Origin of the sequence: Runella sp. CRIBMP (assembly GCF_009905605.1) — a bacterium.
Classification (GTDB): domain Bacteria; phylum Bacteroidota; class Bacteroidia; order Cytophagales; family Spirosomataceae; genus Runella.
The window spans coordinates 17385-39947 of record NZ_JAAAKZ010000027.1 but is presented as its reverse complement, the minus strand read 5'-3'; the positions used below and the strand labels follow the sequence as shown (position 1 = coordinate 39947).

Annotated in this window: 16 protein-coding genes; 13 read left to right on the top strand and 3 right to left on the bottom strand. The window is 44.1% G+C overall.

The window, feature by feature from the left end:
- The first annotated feature begins 31 nt into the window (after positions 1 to 31).
- From GVN20_RS28260 to GVN20_RS28200, 13 genes are all read left to right on the top strand, one after another.
- On the top strand, positions 32 to 2392 hold the full coding sequence (locus GVN20_RS28260; RefSeq protein ID WP_166561561.1) for a carboxylesterase family protein: 2361 nt from the start codon (positions 32 to 34) through the stop codon (positions 2390 to 2392).
- 23 nt (positions 2393 to 2415) lie between these two features.
- Entirely contained in the window at positions 2416 to 3534 is a 1119-nt protein-coding gene (locus tag GVN20_RS28255; protein ID WP_166561560.1) for an esterase, read from the top strand.
- A 34-nt stretch (positions 3535 to 3568) separates the two neighbouring features.
- Positions 3569 to 4732, top strand: a complete 1164-nt coding sequence (locus GVN20_RS28250; RefSeq protein WP_166561559.1) for an esterase — start codon at positions 3569 to 3571, stop codon at positions 4730 to 4732.
- 13 nt (positions 4733 to 4745) lie between these two features.
- Positions 4746 to 5825: an esterase gene (locus GVN20_RS28245; protein WP_166561558.1), complete on the top strand. Its 1080-nt coding sequence runs from the start codon at positions 4746 to 4748 to the stop codon at positions 5823 to 5825.
- A 29-nt stretch (positions 5826 to 5854) separates the two neighbouring features.
- Positions 5855 to 6970, top strand: a complete 1116-nt coding sequence (locus GVN20_RS28240; RefSeq protein WP_166561557.1) for an alpha/beta hydrolase-fold protein — start codon at positions 5855 to 5857, stop codon at positions 6968 to 6970.
- A 26-nt stretch (positions 6971 to 6996) separates the two neighbouring features.
- Complete coding sequence (locus tag GVN20_RS28235; protein WP_409033853.1) at positions 6997 to 8922, top strand: alpha/beta hydrolase-fold protein; 1926 nt, start codon at positions 6997 to 6999, stop codon at positions 8920 to 8922.
- Positions 8923 to 8952: 30 nt separating this feature from the next.
- A complete protein-coding gene (locus tag GVN20_RS28230) occupies positions 8953 to 9288 on the top strand; it encodes a hypothetical protein (protein WP_166561555.1) in 336 nt (111 codons plus the stop codon).
- Positions 9289 to 9438: 150 nt separating this feature from the next.
- Positions 9439 to 10548 (top strand): endo-1,4-beta-xylanase, encoded by a 1110-nt coding sequence (locus GVN20_RS28225; protein ID WP_166561554.1) that lies wholly within the window; start codon positions 9439 to 9441, stop codon positions 10546 to 10548.
- Positions 10549 to 10669: 121 nt separating this feature from the next.
- On the top strand, positions 10670 to 12088 hold the full coding sequence (locus GVN20_RS28220) for an MFS transporter (protein WP_166561553.1): 1419 nt from the start codon (positions 10670 to 10672) through the stop codon (positions 12086 to 12088).
- A gap of 24 nt (positions 12089 to 12112) precedes the next feature.
- Complete coding sequence (locus tag GVN20_RS28215) at positions 12113 to 13147, top strand: glycoside hydrolase family 43 protein (protein WP_166561552.1); 1035 nt, start codon at positions 12113 to 12115, stop codon at positions 13145 to 13147.
- A 59-nt stretch (positions 13148 to 13206) separates the two neighbouring features.
- Complete coding sequence (locus tag GVN20_RS28210) at positions 13207 to 14349, top strand: endo-1,4-beta-xylanase (protein WP_166561551.1); 1143 nt, start codon at positions 13207 to 13209, stop codon at positions 14347 to 14349.
- 109 nt (positions 14350 to 14458) lie between these two features.
- The gene (locus tag GVN20_RS28205) at positions 14459 to 15805 is read left to right on the top strand and encodes a CotH kinase family protein (protein ID WP_166561550.1); all 1347 of its coding nucleotides are present in this window, start codon (positions 14459 to 14461) and stop codon (positions 15803 to 15805) included.
- Between the two features lie 49 nt (positions 15806 to 15854).
- Positions 15855 to 18518 (top strand): sialate O-acetylesterase, encoded by a 2664-nt coding sequence (locus GVN20_RS28200; protein WP_166561549.1) that lies wholly within the window; start codon positions 15855 to 15857, stop codon positions 18516 to 18518.
- Between the two features lie 561 nt (positions 18519 to 19079).
- Here the strand turns inward: GVN20_RS28200 and GVN20_RS28195 are convergent.
- The 3 genes from GVN20_RS28195 to GVN20_RS28185 all read right to left on the bottom strand — a co-directional run bounded on the left by GVN20_RS28195 (position 19080) and on the right by GVN20_RS28185 (position 22504).
- Complete coding sequence (locus GVN20_RS28195) at positions 19080 to 19754, bottom strand: family 16 glycoside hydrolase (RefSeq protein ID WP_166561548.1); 675 nt, start codon at positions 19752 to 19754, stop codon at positions 19080 to 19082.
- Positions 19755 to 19934: 180 nt separating this feature from the next.
- A complete protein-coding gene (locus GVN20_RS28190) occupies positions 19935 to 20363 on the bottom strand; it encodes a Crp/Fnr family transcriptional regulator (protein WP_166561547.1) in 429 nt (142 codons plus the stop codon).
- A 185-nt stretch (positions 20364 to 20548) separates the two neighbouring features.
- Positions 20549 to 22504, bottom strand: a complete 1956-nt coding sequence (locus tag GVN20_RS28185) for a c-type cytochrome (protein ID WP_166561546.1) — start codon at positions 22502 to 22504, stop codon at positions 20549 to 20551.
- Positions 22505 to 22563: the final 59 nt, after the last annotated feature.

Sequence of the window (22563 nt, the reverse complement as noted above, 5' to 3'; positions counted from 1 at the left end):
TTGTGGTTATAAACCCCTTAACTTACTACTAATGAAACGCTTACTTTTAGTTTTAACCATTTGTTTTGTAGGGTTCATCAGCGCCCAAGCCCAGGACCCTAATTTCCATATTTACCTCTGCATCGGTCAGTCAAATATGGAAGGACCCGCTAAAATAGAGCAACAGGACACGCTTGTAGACAGCCGGCTTCGGCTCCTTTCGGCAGTCGATTGTCCTGAGTTGGGGCGAACGAAAGGCAACTGGTACACGGCCAAACCGCCGCTTTGCCGCTGTAATACACGCCTTTCGCCCGCCGATTATTTCGGTCGGACGTTGGTGGTAAATCTGCCGAAAAACGTTAAAGTAGGTTTTGTGCATATAGCCGTGGCGGGAAGTAAAATTGAGATTTTTGATAAAAAAGACTATAAAATGTACCTCGACACCTCGGCCAAAGAAAGGCCGTGGATGATCAACATGGCCAATCAATACGGTGGAAATCCGTACGAAAGACTGGTAGAAATGGCGCGTTTGGCACAAAAATCGGGGGTTATTAAAGGTATTTTGCTGCATCAGGGCGAGTCGAATACGGGGGATAAAGCATGGCCGATGAAGGTCAAAAAAATCTACGACGACTTACTGGCCGACCTGAATTTACCTTCCAATTCGGTTCCGTTGCTGGCAGGTGAGCTGGTCAATGCCGATCAGGGTGGTAAGTGCGCGAGCATGAATACCATCATCGCTACGTTGCCCCAAACGATACCGTCAGCCATTGTGGTTTCGTCCAAAGGATTGCCCGCCGTTCCCGACAAATTGCATTTCAGCAGCGAAGGCATCCGCATTTTTGGTAAACGATACGCAGCGGCTTTGTTAGCGTCGCAAGGCAAAAAAATCGACATCGACGAAAGCAGCATTGCACCACCCTCTCCTGTAAAAGTAGAGCAAGGCTTAGTACAAGGCAGCACCGAAAACGGGTTATCGGTCTATAAAGGCATTCCTTTTGCCGCCCCACCCGTGGGAAACCTTCGCTGGAAAGCACCGCAACCCGCCGCCAAGTGGGAAGGTGTAAAACAAGCAACCCAATTTGCCCCCGCCCCCTATCAGGGCGGCAATCCGCCTTCGGGCAAGAGCGAAGATTGTTTGTACCTGAACGTCTGGACGCCTGCCAAAACCGCCAATGAAAACCTGCCCGTCATGGTCTGGATTTACGGCGGTGGGTTTAGCTTTGGCGCCACCTCAGAACCCGTAACGAATGGTGAAAAACTGGCAAAAAAAGGCGTAATAATGGTCAGTATCGCTTACCGTGTCAATCAAATGGGCTTTTTGGCACACCCAGAGCTAAGCGCTGAAACGCCCCAAAAAACGTCGGGAAACTATGGCTTGCTTGACATGATTGCGGGTTTGCAATGGGTGCAGAAAAATATCAGAGCCTTTGGCGGTAATCCTGACAAAGTAACCATTTTTGGCGAATCAGCAGGAGGCATTGCGGTGAGTATGCTGTGTGCGTCGCCATTGGCCAAAGGACTTTTTCACGGGGCGATTTCGCAAAGCGGCGGCTCGTTTGGCCCCCACCGACTCACGACCTACCCTGGAGAAAACATGAAGCTGTTGGCCTTGGCCGAAAAACAAGGCGTTGAATTTATGCAAAAAGCAGGCGCTACGTCATTGGTTGAACTTCGTGCTTTGCCTCCCGATAAGCTCCCATCAGGTTTTGGCAACCCCGGAGGCTGGCCAATCGTCGATGGATACGTCATTCCCGACGATCAACATGTTTTGTACCAAAAAGGCAAGTTCAACCATACGCCTGTGTTAATCGGCTACAACTCCGACGAAGGTGCGAGCTTTATGCCTCCCAAAACACCGAAAGATTATATTGAAAGCACCAACAAACGCTACGGACCGTTTGCCGAAAAACTGATAAAAGCGTATCCTGTTGAAGAAAACAGCGTTCCCAAAACGGCAAGGGATTTAGCCCGTGATGCCGCTTTTGGCTGGCAAACGTGGGCATGGGCCAATCTTCAGTCTCAGAAATCAAAGGAGAAGGTTTTCTATTACTATTTTGACCAACACCCTGAGCACCCCGCAGGCTCTGCAAAGTTTGGGTACGGCTCGCCCCACGCACAAGACGTTGCTTTTGTGTTTGGAAACCTCAATCCCGCCGACCAGAACCGTACGCCAACAGACGGTGATATGTCGGAAACCATCATGACGTACTGGACAAATTTTGCCAAAAGCGGCAACCCCAATGACGGAAATGTACCGCAATGGGAAGCGTTTTCTACCAAAAAACCTGCGGTCATGTATTTCCAGCAAAAGGCATTTATGGGACCTGTCCCGAGCAATGATGCCATGAAAGTACTGAATTCGTATTTCGAGTGGAGACGAACGCCCGAAGGAAAAGAATGGGCAAAATAAACCAAATAACAAACCCTTAACCGATGAAAGCCCAATCTATTTACTTGCTTTTGTTTGCCATCCTGACCGTGAGTATTGCAATAGGTCAGCCCGCGTCAAGACCCGTCATCGTTTCGCCCGAAGTCCATCCTGACAATTCGGTGACGTTTCGGTTTTATGCGCCTTCCGCTAAAGAAGTGAAACTCAGCGCGCAGTTTGAAAAATCACCTCTGGCCATGGCCAAAGACGATAAAGGCGTATGGAGCATCACCACCACTCCCGTAAAGCCCGATATGTATCCCTACGCCTTCAATGTCGATGGCATTTCGGTGGCAGATCCTAACAATTCAGCACTTTTCCCGAACGAGGGCTTTCAGAATAGCGTGGTCGAAATTACGGGAAATACGCCTTTGGTACATACCCTGCAAAACGTCCCCCACGGCACAGTGTCGTACCGTTATTACCAGTCGGTTGAGTTAGGAACGCGTCCTGTGGTAATTTACACCCCTCCAGGCTACGAATCTAACCCAAAGACCTCTTATCCAGTGCTTTATTTGTTACACGGCACGACCGATACCGAAGAAACATGGACAAAAGTAGGCCGCGCCAATATCATTCTCGACAACCTGATTGCGCAGGGCAAGGCCAAACCCATGATAATTGTGATGCCCTACGGACGGGCTTATCCTGTCATCAGCAAGTCGTCGGGCAGTTTGCGAAACTGGGACAATTTGCAGGAGTTCAAAAAGGACTTTTTCGGCAATCTGATGCCGTTTGTTGAGAAAAATTACCGAACCCTCAAAGACAAAAACCATCGGGCCATTGCAGGTTTTTCGGGAGGTGGAGGAACAACCCTTTATTTCGGTCTGAACAATACAGACAAGTTCGCTTACGTGTGCGGTTTTGCTCCCGGAATGCTCAAAAACGAGTTTGACCGTAACAATGAGGTGTTTTTTAAGAACACGGAACAGGCCAACAAAAACCTCAAACTCTTCTGGATAGGCGTAGGCAAAGAAGACATGCTTTATACTGTCAATCAGGAATATATGCAGGTACTTGACCAAAAAAAGATAAAGTACGAAAGCCTCTTTACCGACGGCGGTCATACGTGGATGAATGTAAAGCACTACCTAAGCGTCATTGCGCCTAAGCTTTTTAAATAGTATACCAATACACCCTTAACCAATCAGTAAACCAATGAAAATCGTTACTCTCTTCAAACAGCTCAGCCTGCTTTTGCTGATTCTCGTTCCCTTTGCGGGATTAGCCCAGCCACCGCGCGGCCCGTTTGTGATTTCACCCAAAGTCAATGCCGACAAAACCGTAACGTTTTCGTACTTAGCCCCAAATGCCAAAACGGTGCTGTTGGGCGGGAGCCAGTTCGGGCAAGCTGATGTACCGTTGACTAAAAACGCAGAAGGGGTTTGGTCGGTAACCGTGGGACCTATCAAACCCGATATTTACCCTTATAGTTTTAAGGTGGATGGGGTTACGGTGATGGATCCTGCCAACGTTGCTTTCTTTCCCAATGAGCGTTTCAAGGCCAGTTTGGTTGAAATTCCTTCAGATGAACCTGCTATTTATGGGTTGAAAAACGTACCCCACGGTTCGATTACGTACGAATATTACCCGTCGGTAGAAGGTTCTACGGGCACGGTTGTGGTCTATACACCAGCGGGTTATACCAAAGAAACGGCGAAAAAGTACCCTGTGTATTACCTCATCAGCGGCACGACCGATACCGAAGAAACGTTTTGGAAAGTGGGAAAAGTGAACCTGATGCTTGACAATATGATTGCGGCAGGCACGGCCAAACCCATGATTGTGGTAATGCCGTACGGAAATCCGTTGGCGAAAATTGCCGAGCAAACTGGCAAAGACAAACCTGCCGATGTCATGAGCCGCGACGGTGACGATGCCCTACGCCGCATGAAGTTGTTTGAAACTGACCTTGTATCTCACGTCATTCCGTACATCGAAAAAAATTACCGCACCCTCAACAACCGCGACAACCGAGCTATCGGCGGCTTCTCGCGCGGGGGTGGACAGACGTTACGCACGGCCTTCAACAACGTCGATAAGTTTACGTACGTGTGCAGCTATGCTTCCTACATTTCGCCTGCTGAGATGGACAAAAGTTTTACCAATATCATCTCGAATCCTGCTAAAACCAACAAGGATTTTAAGCTGCTTTGGTCGGGCATCGGAACGGACGATTTTCTTTATAAAGGCACGGTTGAATGGGAAAACTATTTGAAAGACAAAAAAATCAACTTCAAAAGTTACGTCACCGACGGCGGCCACACGTGGATGAATGTGAAGAAATATCTCAATGAGACACTGCCTGTTTTGTTCAAATAAATCACCGAAGCACATGAACAAGGTTACCTTTTTTTTCCTTTTACTTGGGTTCGTTTACGTGAACGTATCGGCCCAGCAGCGTCCGCCTGCCATCAGTTCGCCCACCGTTCATGCGGATAACAGCATCACGTTCACCTATTTTTCCAAAACGGCGCGTGAGGTAAAGCTTTCGGGTGAATTTTTGAAAGAGCCGGTTTCCCTTGCCAAAGATACGTCGGGCATCTGGAAAGTTACGGTGCCGCCCGTTACGCCCGATATTTACCCGTACAGTTTTACCGTTGACGGGGTAGGAGTCGCCGACCCAAACAATACACTTATTTTTGCCAATGAACGATTCAAGCGGAGCATTGTGGACGTAAAAGGAGACAAACCACTGGTTCACAGCCTGCAAAACGTCCCTCACGGCAAGGTGACATACCACAATTATTTCTCCCAAACGCTGAATACAACCCGTCAATTGTTGGTGTATACCCCACCGAACTATGATGCTTCCGGTAAAACCAAGTACCCTGTTTTGTACCTGATTCACGGCGGGTCGGATACCGAAGAAACCTGGACCAAAGTGGGTCGTGCTAATTTCATCACCGATAACCTCATCGCGCAGGGAAAAGCCAAACCTATGATCATAGTGATGCCCTACGGAAATGTTCGTCCGGCTCCGATGCCCGATTTTACCAAAGACGTAGTGAACGACATCATTCCGTTTGTAGAAGCCAATTATCCCGTACAAACCGACAACAAAGGCCGCGCCGTGGCAGGATTTTCAGTAGGCGGCGGGCAAACCCTCAATATCGGCCTCACCAACACCGATAAGTTTGCCTACATCTGCTCGTACGCCCCTTACACCGCCACCGACGAATTCAAGAAGAATTTTACCGACTGGACGCCCGATGCCGATAAAATCAACAAACAACTGAAACTGTTCACCGTTAGCGTAGGGACCGAAGATTTTCTGTACGAAAGCGTGAAGCAAAATCTCGCGATGTTCAATAAAAAGAAAATCAAAGTGAAACCATTCATTGTATCCGGCGGACATACGTGGATGAACTGTAAGTTGTTTTTAGTCACGTCTCTCCAAGAGATTTTTAAATAGATTTTTAACATTATTCAACCTCATAAAACATGAAAAAGACACTCCGAAACATAGCTTTCATTACTGCTTTATCCAGCAGTATATGCTTTGCTCAATCAACAACCTCCGTGGTTGAGGATTTCAAACCTTCCACTTTCAATCAGCCTGGGCAGGAATACCCCATGGTCAATTCACAGGGCTATGCCCGTTTTAAAATCGTAGCCCCCGCCGCTGACAGCGTTCGGGTGAGTTTGGGTTTAGGAGGCAGAGGTGGCACAAAACTCAAAAAAGCCGATGACGGAACATGGGTGGGCACCACCGAGGGTCCAATGGACGAAGGTTTTCACTATTACAATGTGAACATTGACGGTGGAAAATTCAACGACCCCGGTACGTTAAACTTCTACGGCTCTACCCGTTGGGAAAGCGGGATTGAAATTCCCGCCCACGACCGAGATTTTTATGCCCTGAAAAACGTACCGCACGGCAATGTTCAACAGGTACTTTTTCCATCGCCAAGTACCAATACTTCACGCAGAGCATTTGTGTACACCCCACCAGGATATGAGAAAAATACCAAAGAAAAGTACCCAGTCCTTTACCTGCAACACGGTTGGGGCGAAGACGAAACGGCCTGGATGAACCAAGGCCACGCCAATTTAATTATGGATAATTTGATTGCCGAAGGAAAAATCAAGCCGTTTATCATTGTAAATACCTACGGAATGACCAACGAAGTGAAATGGGGAAAAATCAGAGACTTCAAAATCGAACCTTTCCAAACGGTTTTGATTGACGAACTCATTCCTTATGTGGATGCCAATTTCAGAACGATTGCCAAACCATCGCACCGAGCAATGGCGGGCTTGAGTATGGGCGGCATGGAAACCAAAACCATTACCCTCAATAAACCAGACGTGTTTGCCTATTATGGTTTATTAAGCGGCGGCATGTATGCGCCCGAAGATATCAAAGACAAATCGAAAGTCAAACTGATTTTTTTGAGTGCGGGCAGTAAAGAAAAACCCGAAAGAATCCTTGACGCAACGACCAAATTGAAAGAAGCTGGATTCAACGCTGTGTCTTACGTTTCTGACAAAACAGGTCACGAATTTCTGACGTGGAGACGTAGTTTGCTCGCAATGGCACCTTTGCTTTTCAAATAATTTTCAAAAGTCTCTTTAACCTCAGAATGATGAAAAATCCAATAATTGTATTCCTTCTTTTGTGCAGTTTTATCGGTTTTGCCCAAAAAATGGAAAAAGAAATGCCCAAAGGCTATGAACAGGAAAAAATGGGCATACCCAAAGGCAAAATCGATACGGTGCTGTACGACTCCAAAACTGTCGGAAATAAGCGTAAAACATTGGTTTACACGCCGCCTGGTTTCGACAAAAAGAAAAAATATCCCGTGTTTTATTTGTTGCATGGTATCGGTGGTGATGAAAAAGAATGGTTTAAAGGCGCAAGTCCGCAAAATATTTTAGACAATCTCTACGCTGAGGGTAAAATACAACCCATGATTGTAGTAATGCCCAATGGCCGTGCCATGAAAGACGACCGTGCGGTGGGAAATGTCTTTGAAAAAGACAAAGTGGAAGCCTTTGCCACCTTTGAAAAAGATTTATTGAACGACCTCATTCCGTTTATCGAAAAAAAATACCCCACACTCACCGACAAGGACAACCGTGCCATCGCGGGTCTTTCGATGGGTGGCGGGCAGTCGCTCAATTTTGGGTTGGGCAATTTGGATAAATTCTCGTGGGTGGGTGGCTTCTCGTCGGCGCCCAATACCAAAGTACCACAGGAATTAGTGCCAAATATCGAAGCCGCCAAGCAGAAATTGAAACTGCTCTTTATTTCATGCGGCGATGCCGACGGACTCATTGGATTCAGCAAACGCACCCACGATTATCTGTACCAAAACGACGTTCCGCACATTTATTATTTGGAAGCGGGCGGGCACGATTTTAAAGTTTGGAAAAACGGTTTGTACATGTTCTCTCAGTTTTTGTTCAAACCCGTCGATAATACCTCATTAGAACAATACACGGTGTTGGGAACGCCCGCTTCTTCCAATGTTCGCAATGCCAAATACCCCCAAATTTTACCCGACAACCGAGTGATTTTCAAAGTGAAAGCCCCTGATGCTCACAAAGTTCAAGTGGATTTGGGTAAAAAATACGACATGGTGAAAGACACCGCGGGCTTCTGGAACGTGACAACCGATGTCATCAGCCGTGGATTCCATTACTACTCTTTAATCATCGACGGCGTAGCACTCGCCGACCCTGCCAGTGAGACTTTCTACGGCATGGGGCGCATGGCAAGCGGCATCGAAATTCCTTACAAAGAAGGTGGTTTTTATGCCTTGAAAGACGTTCCTCATGGCGACATTCGCATCAAAAAGTATCTCTCCAAAGCCACCAATACTTGGCGAGAAATGTACGTTTATACGCCACCGGGCTATGACAAATCAAGCGAAAAATACCCTGTTTTGTATCTTCTTCATGGTGGTGGCGAAGACCAGCGCGGCTGGGCTACACAAGGTCGCACGGATTTGATTTTGGATAATCTTATTGCTGAACAAAAAGCCAAGCCGATGATTATTGCCATGCTTGATGGTAATTTTTATGGAAATGGCGGCGGTGTTGCCGGTTTTGGCGAACCACAACTCAGAGCGTTTGAAAACGAGCTCAAAAATGCCGCTATTCCATTCGTAGAAAGCAATTTTCGGGTAGAGACCGATGCCCAAAACCGAGCCTTGGCCGGTCTTTCAATGGGCGGTTTGCAAACGCTGTATGCAGGTATAAAAAACACCTCTATGTTCTCGTCGTTGGGCGTGTTCAGTTCGGGATGGTGGGCAAATAACCCAAAACTCTCTGACCCACAGTATGAGTTCATGAAAAATAATGCGTCAACCATCAACGGCAACCTAAAAAACTTTTGGATTTCGATGGGTGGGAAAGAAGATATTGCTCATCAAAATTGCCAAATCATGATGAAAAAGTTTGACGAAATGGGCATTAAATACAAATACAGCGAGTATGCTGGCGGGCATTCGTGGCCCGTTTGGCGACACGATTTGTTCGAATTTTCGCAGTTACTTTTTAAATAAATGTTCAAACAAAACCCCCAATTTTTCACAATGAAAACGTTATTTTTTTCTTTATTCTTATCAATTGCCAGCTTAGTGGCACTTGCACAAAATCCAATTGATGGCAACTGGAAAGGCAGCCGTGAAACCCCAAACGGCACTTTTGAAGTAAACTACACCTTTAAGGTAGAAGGCAAAAAATTAACAGGAATTTGGAAAACTCAAAGAGGAGAGTCCCCCATTGAGGAAGGTACTGTTGATGACAAAAAGATTTCGTTTAGTGTTTCTCTTGGCGACCGTAAAATAAGCTACACTGGCGAGTTAGTTTCTGACAAAGAAATAGTTTTAAAGAATGAGCGTGGTGAGATGAAGCTTGTTAAGCAATAAGAAAATGTTGCCATTTAATTGCTCTAAAAACAGTCAATTAAATGGTACTTTTATTTTTTTTAGGTGGTTTGGGGCAGGAAAATCTGTTCGAATTGTTGCAGAATTCGACTGAATTTTAATTTCAAAAAAATATTTACTAATCAATTCATTATGAGACGTCAAAATCGACTAAAATCACTTTCTTGGGCGGCAATTGCTTTGGGAATGAGTTATTCTGCTTACAGTCAGACCTCCCTAAAGTCAGCCTATCAAAAAGATTTCCTGATAGGGACGGCGCTGGGCACCTCACACATTGAGGAAAGAAATGAAACGGCTAACCAGCTCATTAAGCGTGAATTCAACGCCATTACCGCCGAAAACATCATGAAATCGGAAGTGATACACCCCGAAATCAATCGTTACAATTTTGACCCTGCCGATAAATTTGTCGAATACGGTCAGAAAAATAACATGTATATCGTGGGGCATACCTTGGTTTGGCATTCGCAATTACCTCGGTTTGTCAGTAAAATCAATAGCCCTGATTCGGTGCGTCTGTTTATGACCGAGCACATTAAAACCGTAGCGGGCAGATATGCAGGAAAAATCAACAGCTGGGATGTAGTCAACGAAGCACTCAACGAAGATGGCACCCTTCGCAAATCAGTATTCCTCAACAAGTTGGGGGAAGGTTACCTCAAAGAAGCTTTTGATTTGGCGGCCAAAGCCGACCCCAAAGCCGCATTGTACTACAACGATTACAACATCGAACAACCCGCTAAGCGCAAAGGAGCAATCGAACTCATCAAAAAACTACAAGCAAGCGGCACAAAAATAGATGGCGTGGGCATACAGGGGCATTGGAGTATCAACACACTGAACCTCAAAGTAATCGAGGACGCTATCGTTGAATTTTCTCAATTAGGCTTAAAAGTAGCTTTTACCGAACTCGACCTTACGGTTTTGCCAAATCCTTGGGATTTGCGAGGAGCCGATGTAAATCAAAACTTTGAAGGAAGCCCTAAAATGAATCCTTACACGGCTGGATTGCCTGACTCAGTGCAGGTCACTTTGGCGCAGAAATACGAAGATCTTTTCAAACTGTTTCTTAAACACAAGGATAAAATCAGTCGGGTGACTTTTTGGGGGGTAAACGATGGTCATTCGTGGCTGAACGGTTTTCCCATTAGAGGAAGAACCAATTACCCATTGCTTTTTGACCGAGAATTTAAGCCGAAATTGGCATATAAGTCAGTATTGGAGCTAAAAGCGGCAAAATAAGGCGACAATGTTTTTATGACACGGAGGTACACTGAGTATTACACAGAGTTCCACAAAGTATAAAATATCTCAGTGAAACTCTGTGTTACAACTTTTTTCAATCTTCCTAAATCTTCTTTTAATGAACCAAACCTCACAAAAACTATCCGTCCTTGAGAAAATCGGTTACAGCCTCGGCGACTTGGCCGCTAATTTGGTTTTTCAGACGCTGGTTACATATTTGGCGTATTTCTATACCGACATTTATGGCTTAAAAACCGAAGATGCCACATTGGTCACCCTCTTCGTAGGGTTATTTGCGGCCTTTGTATTCAACCCCTTGATGGGGGCAATCGCCGACAGAACAACTACCCGGTGGGGAAAATTCAGGCCGTGGATACTGTGGACGGCCGTGCCGCTGGGGGTTACCGCCTTATTGGCTTTCAGTACGCCCGATTTTTCTTACCAAGGCAAAGTTATTTACGCTGTCATTACGTACAGTTTGTTGTTGTTGCTGTATGCCGCCAACAATTTACCTTATTCGGCACTGAGCGGCGTCATTACGGGCGACATGGCCGAACGTAACAGCATGTCGGCCTATCGTTTCGTAGCGGTGATGTTTTCTCAGTTTTTTGTGCAGGTATTTATGTACAATCTTATCCTAAAAGCAGGGGATGGTAACAAAGCCGTAGGGATAGAAAAAGTAATGACCATTTTGGCCATCATCGGTACGCTTATGCTTTTGATTACTTTCTTTACTACCAAAGAGCGCATTGTACCTAAACCTGAGCAAAAATCGTCGTTAAAAGAAGACCTTGGCGATTTGTTTAAGAATATTCCGTGGATTATCATGCTCACCGTCACTACTTTAGTTTTCATTACGTTGGCGATGAAGGGCGGTTCTTATGTATATTACTTTGAAAACTACGTGGATAAAGTGCAGCTTACTGCTTTCTTGGAACCAATGAAATCTTTCTTGCCTGCCTTCGAAAATGACATCTCGATGGGATTGGGCGTGTTTAACGGCGGCGGAATATTGATTGGTCTGATTGGTATTATGCTTTCCAAACAATTGGCAGACAAATATGGAAAGAGAAACGTTTTCGGGGCTTCGCTGTTTGTTTCCACCCTTTTTATCATCCTGTTCTATTTTTATCCGCCTCAATCCGTGGGTCTTATGTTTGGCTCTCAGATTCTGCACATGTTTTTTTATGGCATCAGTACGCCCATTCTTTGGACCATGATTGCCGATGTTGCCGACTACTCCGAATGGAAAAACAATCGTCGGGCTACAGCTATTATATTTTCAGCCATGATGGTGGGCTTGAAGGGTGGTTTGAGCATCGGAAGTTCTTTACTTACCTTAATTTTAGGGATATTTAATTATAAACCACAAACCGAAATAGCACAGTCGGCCGAAACTATCAATGGCATCAAAATGCTGGTAAGTATTTTTCCTGCCATCCCTTTTTTGATTGCCGTAGGGCTGCTGGCATTTTATGAAATAGGAAAGAAAATGGAATTGAAGATAGAAGCGGAGTTGAAAGAACGAAGAAAATAACCCATCATTAAAATAGCTCAAACAATGCCAGAAGATAGCATACAACATATTGATTTTAAAGACTTAAATAGACGAGCGATTTCTCAGCCGCTTGTCCGTCATATTTATACTGCCGACCCATCGGCGCACGTATTCAACGGCAAAATCTACATTTATCCATCGCACGATATTGATGCCGGCGAAGCCTTCGATGACTTGGGTAGTCACTTTGCCATGGAAGATTACCACGTGATTTCGATGGACTCCATCACGAGCGAAGCCATTGACAATGGCGTGGCCTTGCACGTAAACGATGTGCCGTGGGCCGAACGTCAAATGTGGGCACCCGATGCCCACGAAAAGAACGGCAAATACTATTTGTTTTTTCCTGCTAAAGATTACGAGGGAATTTTCAGAATTGGCGTGGCTATCAGTGATTCACCTGTGGGTCCTTTTATACCTCAACCTGAGCCAATTAAAGACAGTTTTTCGATAGACCCTGCCGTTTTTAAGGACGCTGATGGCGCTTATTATATGTATTTTGGCGGACTGTGGGGCGGGCAATTGCAACGTTGGCGAGAAGGTGTTTTCAATTCAACTTCTCCCGAAAGCCCCGTGGCTCACCTACCTGCGGATAATGAACCCGCTTTGTGCGCTAAAGTAGCCAAACTGACCGATGACTTGCTTCAATTTGCCGAAGAACCAAGAGACTTAGTCATTTTGGATGAAAACGGAGAACCCCTTTTGGCCGGCGATAACGACCGACGTTTTTTTGAGGCGCCGTGGGTACACTTTTATAAGGGGAAATATTATTTCTCTTATTCCACGGGCGATACACATTTTATTTGTTACGCTACCGGCGATAACCCCTACGGGCCGTTTACGTATCAGGGCCGAATCTTGAATCCCGTGGTAGGTTGGACATCCCACCATTCAATTTGTGAAGTAGAGGGAAAATGGTATCTTTTTTACCACGATTCGAGCCTTTCCGAGGGCGTGACGCACCTGCGCAGCATTAAAATAACCGAACTTAAACATGATGCCGAAGGCAAAATTCAGACCATAGAGCCGTATGCGTAATGAGTGAATTATTCTAAAACACAGCTTTAAAAAATCAGAACAACACAAACGCGACACGTATGAAGAAAGGTATTCAATGGCTCATTTTTAGCACTATTACGCTGACAGCCACTTTGTCAGAGGCTCAACTTACCCTCAAAGAAGCCTATAAAGATGCCTTCAAAATGGGGGTGGCAGTCAATGACGCCATCGTTTCGGGACGAGACAAGGCCTCTCAAGAAATCGTAGTAAAGCAATTTAATACCATCACCCTCGAAAACTCCATGAAAGCGGGGCTTATCAATCCACAGCCTGGAGTTTTTAATTATGGCCCTGCCGATGCTTACGTTGAGTTTGGCAAGAAAAACAATATGTTTATCATTGGGCATACGCTCGTGTGGCACAATCAAACCCCTGCATGGTTTTTTCAAGACGAAAACGGCAAACCAAAATCGAAAGAAGCCGTTGCCGAGCGTTTGCAAGAGCATATTAAAACCGTAGCGGGTCGGTATGCTGGCAAAGTGCAAGCTTGGGACGTGGTAAACGAAGTCATTGACGACGACGGGAGTTATCGGCCCACTACGTGGGTAAAAGGCATTGGCAGTGGCGACGAACTGGTTAAGTTGGCTTTCAAATACGCTGCCCAATACGCCCCCAATACCGAATTATACTACAACGATTTTAATGCTTGGCGGCCGTCGAAGCGGGATGGGATTGTCAAGATGGTAAAAATGTTACAAAAAGAAGGAATCAAAATTGACGGTATCGGTATACAAGGACACTGGGGCCTAAATTATCCCAAAACCGAGTACATCGAAGCCGCGATTGATGCTTATGCGGCTTTGGGCTTGAAAGTAATGATTACAGAGTTGGACGTAGACGTGCTTCCGCTCACCAAAGAAGGGCAGATTATAGGACAGGGCATGAGCGAAAAGCAGTTTCAAAACGAAGAATTTAAAACGTTTTTAGACCCTTACCCCAACGGCCTACCCGACTCGATGCAGAAGGCTTTAGCGGATAGATACACCCAACTTTTTGAGATATTTTACCGTAAAAGAGACAAAATTGACCGCGTAACTATGTGGGGTATCCATGATGGAATGTCGTGGAAAAACGATTATCCGATTCCCAATCGAACCAATTATCCCCTACTCTGGGATAGAAATAAACAACCCAAACCAGCTTTCGATGCCATTTTGAAAGTTCCTCAAAAGTCAAAGTAAAAGCAGGTCTGAAGGTACTACGTCAGCGGTCTGCCCCAACGAGCAGACCGCTATCTAAAAATAAAATCTAAGGTGAAACCACGCAAACCTTTCACCAACAAATACTGATATGAATTTCAGGTTTTACCTTCTTTTCTTGGTTGTAATCACTGTCAGTTGTAAAGATAATACTGATCTTTATCCCTCAAAGTTCAGCCAAACCCCAGACTATGCTTGGGTTTTTCCAGAAGAGCAAGTCAAAATGATTACTATCAATTTGGGGCAAGGCAATTGGGATAAAATTCAAAGAGATATGGAATGGCGCACTGCCCGTAAGTTTGGCAGCGCCACGACCATCCCTGGAGTAACCCCACCTGCTGGTAATGGCGCACTGGATGCTGTTCCAGGTGACCCTATTTTTGTAGAAGCAGATGTTAACCAGGGCGAAAATACGTGGGACAAAGTTGGTTTTAGGCTCAAAGGCAATGCTTCACTGAATGGTTCTTGGCGGAGTGGCATTTATAAATTACCTTTTAAGTTAAAATTTGACGAATGGGAAGACCAATATCCCGACATTAAAAACCAACGGTTTTATGGTTTCAAAGAACTTTCGTTTGTTCCAAGCTTTGCAGATGATTCCTTTTTGAAAGAAAAACTACTCACCCAACTTTTTCGCAACAACGGAGTAATGGCCTGTAAAGTAGCCTATTACAAAGTTTTTATTGACTTTGGGCAAGGACTGAAAAATTGCGGTATTTATCAGGCCATTGAAATAGTGGAAGAGCACATGGTAGAAGTGCAAAGTGGCAAAAAAGTAGGCAATGTCTATAAACCTGAGTCTAATTTACAGCAATTTATAACGACTGAGATTGAAAAACAAAACAATCAATCAGTCGCCGATTATTCGGATATAAAACAACTAATCGCCCTTCTCAATAGCCCACTACGAGTCACTGACAATACTCAATGGAAGAAAAACTTGGAAGCAATATTTGATGTCAAAGCGTTTTTAAGATATCTAGCTGTCAACAATACGGTTGGCAATTGGGATTCGTATGGGGTTCTCGCCCATAATTATTACATAGCCAATACCGACGGCGTCTTACATTGGGTCCCTTACGACCTCAATCTCTCTTTTCAGATGCGAGGTGGATTAAACAATTCGAGGTTTTCACTGAGTATGGATATGAAAGAGGTTACTAATCAGTGGCCTTTGATACGATATATTGTAGATGACCCTGAGTATTTTGCGTACTACAAGTCGGCGGTAAAGGAGTTTATTCAAAAAGATTTCAATCCTACAACGATGGGGGCTTATCTCAAAAAGCATAAGGCAATTTTACAGCCTTACTTTACAGGAACAGGCGTAGAAGCCCCACCGTACAGTCATTTAAGAAGCCCTCAAAATTTTGAAACAGCAATAACAGCGCTGGAAAAGTACATCAATGAAAGATACCAAGTCGCACTTGCCTTTTAATTCAACAAACAGCTGACTATTAGTCATTTTGACCAAATTACGACCCTAAATGAAACCCATTAAATTTATTGTTGCCCTCCTGATTATTTCTATCACTTCAAACGCCCAAATCCGTCTGCCAAAACTGATTTCGGATAACATCGTGTTGCAGCGTGACCAACCTATCAAAATCTGGGGTTGGGCATCGCCCAAAGAGAAAATTGAACTCAGCTTCAATAAAAAGAAATATAAAACGACCACCTCGGATGATGGAAAATGGGAACTGATGCTTCCACCACAGCCTGCGGGTACGGGTTATGAATTTTCACTGAAAGGCAAGAATGATATTGTCATTAAAAACATAGCATTTGGCGATGTGTTTTTGTGTATTGGACAATCAAACATGGTGCATCAAATGGACATTCATAACATCACTTATGCCAAAGACATAGAAACGGCCAATTACCCCGAAATCAGGCATTTATTTATTCCAACTCGAACAAATTTGGTAGGAAAACAAGACGATTTAAGCGATGCTGTGACTTGGAAATCTGCCAATCCAAAAGATGTGGGTCGGTTTTCGGCGGTTGCCTATTTTTTTGCTCGAAATATCTATGAAAAATATAAAGTTCCAATAGGACTCATCAATGCTAGCGTGGGTGGCACACCCATTGAAGCATGGATTTCGGAAGCAGGTTTTCAGCATTTTCCTGAATTAGTTAAAACAGTTGCCAAGAATAAAGATACGGCTTCGGTCAATCGGGCCAATCGCCCCAATTTCCCAAATGCGGTCCCAAGAAATGTACCGATTGATTTGGGAATGACTGAAAAATGGTTTTCACCCGATTCAAAGTCGCAACATTGGCGACCAATCAACATTCCAGGCTATTGGGAAGACCAAGGCTTGAAAGATTTGAATGGTTCGGTTTGGTACAAAAAAGAAATCATTATTCCCAAAAACATGACCGAAACCACTGCCAAAGTACACTTGGGCAGGATTGTGGACGCCGACGAATTGTACATCAACGGAAAGAAAGTGGCACAAACTACCTATCAATATCCACAACGGCGTTACAACTTACAGCTGGGGGTGTTGAAAGAAGGTAAAAATTTATTTGTCATTAAAGTGAGCAATACCGCTGGTAAAGGCGGTTTTGTGCCCGATAAACCTTACATGATTGAGGCAAATGGCCAAACACTCGACCTAAAAGGTACTTGGGAATACAAAGTGGGGGAGGTCTATCGTCCTCGAAATTTTGGTTTTGGTGGTGGTATCGTAGCGCAAAACCAACCAACGGCTCTGTATAATGCGATGGTTGCCCCTGCTGAAAACCTTAATATTAGAGGAGTATTGTGGTATCAGGGCGAGTCAAATGCAGGCAGGCCCGCCGAATATGAAGCTTTACAGTTAGCGCAGATCAATAATTTAAGGCAGAATTTCAGGAATCCGAACCTGCCCTTTTTGTTTGTTCAGTTGCCTAATTTCATGGATTACAACTACTTACCCTCTGAAAGTGATTGGGCAAAACTGCGTGAAGCTCAACTACACGCTGCTCAGAAATCAACCAATACGGCTTTGGCGGTAGCCATTGATTTAGGGGAATGGAATGATATTCATCCCGATAACAAAAAAAGCGTAGGCGATAGATTGGCAATCGCCGCTTCCAATTTGATTTATGGTGAAAAAGTAGCATCATCTGGGCCTATTTTTAAACAACAAACCATTGAAAACGATAGAATTATCCTCGAATTTGACCACATCGGCAAAGGGCTTTCAACCAACGACGGAGAGAAATTAAGTGATTTTTCGGTGGCAGGTTTCGATAAAAAATTTGTGTGGGCAGATGCCAAAATAGAGGATAATAAAATCATTGTTTCGTCAAATGAAGTCAAAAATCCAAAATATGTACGATACGCTTGGGCAGATAATCCCATTAATCCCAACCTTATCAACGCTGAGGGTTTGCCAGCTTCACCCTTCCGAACCGACGGCGAAACCTTAGACGAAACCAAGCCTTGGAAAGGCAAAAAATGCGCCGTAGTCCTCACCTACGACGATGCACTCAATGTCCACCTCGACCACGCCATCACTTTACTCGATTCTCTAAGCATGAAAGGGACTTTTTACATTGCAGGGTCTTTCCCAGGTTTCAAAAATCGAATGAATGAGTGGAAACGTGCCGCTGACCGTGGGCATGAATTGGGCAATCACACCCTTTTCCATCCTTGCGATGCGTCACTCCCAGGGCGGTCGTGGGTGAACCCCGAAAATGACCTCAGCAAATACACCCTCAAACGCATCACCGACGAAATTCGCCAGACCAATACCCTGCTAGAATCGGTGGACGGAAAAAAACAACGGACGTTTGCGTTTACCTGCGGCGATACTAAAGTAGGCGGCGTGGAGTTTATGAATGACCTTAAAAACGACCTTGCAGGTGCCCGTGCCGTACGTGCCCGTATGCAAAAATTTGATGAAATAAATCCTTATGATTTCGACTCTTACATGATTAATGGCGAAACGGGCGAACAACTCATAAAACTTGTTAAACAAGCCCAAAATGAGGGAAAATTATTGGTTTTCTTGTTTCACGGTGTAGGTGGAGAGCATTCGTTGAATGTTTCATTACCTGCTCATCGTGAGCTACTTATGTATCTTAAAGAAAACGAAAATGAGATTTATATTGACACGATGCTCAACGTAGCTGAGCACAATAAAGCCCTGAAAAAATAATTTATTGATGTGTGACCAACTTCCTCGGTCTTTTCACAAATACAAGTGGTATTATTTCTTAAATTGTCAGAAAGTTAATGCTATGAGCTGGTAGTTTTATCGGGCTGGTAAACTACGTGACCTTGACAATGACTTTCCCTTTGGCACGACCACTTGCTAAATAAGTCATTGCTTCGTTTGTATGTCAACTAATTATAGGACAATACACAACCACACATCAGTCTCAAAAAACGGGGGTTTAACTATACTTTTCTGGGGTATTTTCTAAACCGCTAAATTGGTCTACAATTAACCATATTAGTAAATAAAACTTGTATAATAATCAAAGTATAATTAAAAATGACAATTGTTGATTAATCCTATACAAATGCTGATAGGATACGTTGGTGTTTCGATGGTAACCCCCAACCGTAAAAGTTTAAAATTTAGAACTTCAATAGGATGTCCTCACCAAAGCGATGTGAAAAGAATCATTGGCATCAGTTCCATTAGAATGGATGATACACCCCTGCGTTGACCCTGAAAATGGCGACGATTTTTCCGAATTTTCTATGCCAAAAACTAAGGTTTTGTAACCATCAAATCCCTGAAATAGCCTTCGGTACCTACGTCCACAAATAAGCCTAACGCTCCTGCAGTGTTTTCTCCCAATTTTAAGTCGTTGACTACTAAGGACGGCTGTTTGTTGTCATTCAAAAACAATTTGGCTTGCTTGCCTTTTACTACAATTTTCATTTTTATCCACTCATTAAGTCCCATATCGGAATACGATTCGTATTTTTCGGGAGACTCTTTTCGTAGACGGTCAAATTTGAAGTCAGGAAAAGCAAAGTATTGGATAGAATGATTTCGGCGTACTTGGTCGTCGGCTCGGCCATTGGTTGGGCGAATATAAATGCATTCAAAAGCAGAATTTTGTTCATTGATTCTGAAGGCTATACCGATAAATCCACGGTCGGACGGCCGAGCCGTTTTCAACAAACGGCTCAGTACCCTTACTTCAATCGTTCCATCTTGGAAATCAACGTCTTTGATTTTTACAAACGTAGCTTCGTCAACGGCTTTTATGGTTGAATCTTTGACGATTTTTAATGCCTCTTTGCCCTCCAGCCTTTCGACAGACATATACACTTGATTGGCTAAAAGATTGTTTGGGGTTAGCTTGATACTTTGAGCTAACAAATCAATGGAAAGTAGCAATAAGCCGCTAATGAATACACAATTGAAACTCTTCATAGTCTTTTAAATTTTATTGTGATTGCATATTTTAGGGCCCTTAGAATCAATTATCTTAGTTCTTTAAAAAAGGTACAGTACTAGCCCAAACTGCTGCAAAATTTTCAAGAAAAACAAAATGACCCGTATTGGGGATAGTAGGAAGCAATTTGGGTATTGGGTAGCCGTAGAGCTGATATTTTACAATACCCGATTTTGCAATTCTACATACTTGTTTTCAATAATAACCTTAAAGATTCGATTGAGTTTAGGGATATTGGTGTAAAGAAAATACAAATCCTGTTGTTCGATTTGCAGTATGACGGAGGGTTCGATGGCTTCGATGAATAACTTGCTCGGCTTTCCTGAATGAAAACTGCCAATATCAGTAATCCAATCATTTTCAATTGCAAATTGAATGTTATGTTCGGTTCCTTTGCTATCTACGCCAAACATTTTGAAACAACCACTTATTATGAACGTATAGTGTTTGCAGGGAAAACCTTCTTGCAAAAGAAACTGACGCCGCTTAACTGAACGCTGAATGACTCGACATTCTAAAAAAACTTTATCACTTTCACTAACAGGTAGATATGTCTCAAAATGGTCAATGAGGGGTTGAATCGTCATGGCTTAGATGGGGTAGGATTTTGAGAATTTGTCCCAAGTATAATTGTCTTTTTTTGAATACAGAAAGACCAGTGAATTTGGGTTCACTGGTCTTTACTTAAAATTATACGAAAACGGTCACATAAATTAGTATTTAGTAGAAGCAAAAGTTCAGAAAGCTGGCTCTGCTAATACCAAAATCGAAATTATTTTTTTGACAAAGAATTGATCCAAGCAGCAATTTTTAAGGCATCTCCTTTTGAAACTTGAGGCATGGCAGGCATGGGTGTGGCATAATCTGGCCAGTTCTCAGGCTTCGGGGCATAAATCAATTCTACGATTTTTGCATCGCTGTATTTCCGCTTTGCCACATCTATATACGACGGCCCTACCACTTTTTTGTCGGTTGCGTGACAAGCAAGACAAGTGTTTTTTGCCAAAAGCGGTTTAACTTCTTCCCATGTTGGGGCTTTTTTTGCCGTGGCCGTTTTAGTTGATGCAGGTGCAGGTTCTTTCCCTTTCCCGTCAGGAGAAACGTGTTCTTTTACGGGGGTTGAAACAGTTGCTTTTACTTTACCCGAACGTGTCGTTTTCAATTCTGAAACTTTCAATTTCTCACCGTCAGGAATGTTATTGAGCGTGTAATAAGCATCTGGATGGACCAATGACCAATAATTACCGGCGGCGCGCACTCCTTCAAGTTGAATTTTATGAACAAAATACTGACGCATACCGTCCAGAACGATTCTTACTTTTTTACCATCTTCCGACAATTTTACGCCTTTAACCGTCACATCTTTTGTGTCAATCTGAGGACTACCATAAACTGGATAGTGTTTGTAGAGGTAGCTGCTCACTTTATAAGAATCAAGGTCTTCGGCTGATTTACGATCTACTGGCAACGTAAATTCGATTTCAAAACCATCAGGCATGGCCTTTACCGTATACATTTCAAAAGGCATCTTACCGTTCCAAACCAAACGCTGTAACCCTTGGTTGGCATCGCCTGCCGAACCCCAACCACGGTTGGTTTCACCCACAAACATAGAGCCGTCTTTGGCGAAAGTCATTCGCAAAACGCCCGACTGAAATCCACTGCGGAAACCAATAGAGGCACCTTGGTATTCCCCTTTTACTTTTTCAAGCACTACCCGCATAATATTACTTTGACCTTGGTCGCCCACAAAAACCTGACCCGTAAACGGCCCGAAATCACCGTTGGTTTCGTCCATGATAAGCTCAGCTGTCGAAACGCCATGTACACCGTAAGGCAACCAAACGGCAGGAAGCTGCACCATGTCATATTTTTCTTTCAACTGATACAAAAACTGAGGCGTTTCATTACGGGTGTTTTCGGGTTTGATGGCGCGGTTGTTGGCATCTCTTTCTTGGCGGTTATCCCGTTCGGCAAAGAATTGTTTCTCTGTCAATTTTACGGGAGAATTTGGCAATTCAGCCCACTTTAATCCCGCAGGGTGTCCCATGAATCCGCCTTTTTTTACGGGAAAAATCCCGCCAGTTCCCATCCAATCTCCTTGATTGTCGGTGTACCAAAGCTCACCTTTAATCATACTGATACCCGCTGGTGAGCGGACCCCTGTGGCGTACGGTTCGTATTTGCCGTCTGGTGTGATACGAAAAATCCAGCCACGGCCAGGAACCCGGCTTTCGCCTCTCCACCATTCTTCGTCGCCGAATGCTACGTTGCCGCTTACAAAAAAGCTGCCATCGGGGGCTACTTTTGGCCCGAATGAGTATTCGTGGTAGTGACCTGATAAGGCCCAAGCGTGTACGGTTTCGTAAATATCAGCTTTACCGTCGCCATTTTTGTCAATCAGTTTGGTCAATTCACCACGTTGTGCGCAATACAAAAATCCATCTTTGTATGCAAGGCCTAGAATCTCGTGCAAACCCGTAGCGAACTTTCTAAAATAAGGTGTACGACTGGTAGGATTATCTACAATCCATACTTCACCCCGGCGGGTTGAGATTCCCAATGAGCCATTGGGTAAAGTAATCAAGCCACCGACTTCCAATATAATTCCCTCGGGGATGGGCGGGGTAATGATTTTATAAAAATCTTCTTCTTTTGGTGATTCTTGCGCTTTTACCATTGGCAGCGTTGCCAAAAGTAGTAAGGCTATTTGAGCAATTTTTTTCATTGTCATTATTTTGAGTTTTCTAGCAACATTTGTTAAGTAAACGTTGCTGGATAATCTGT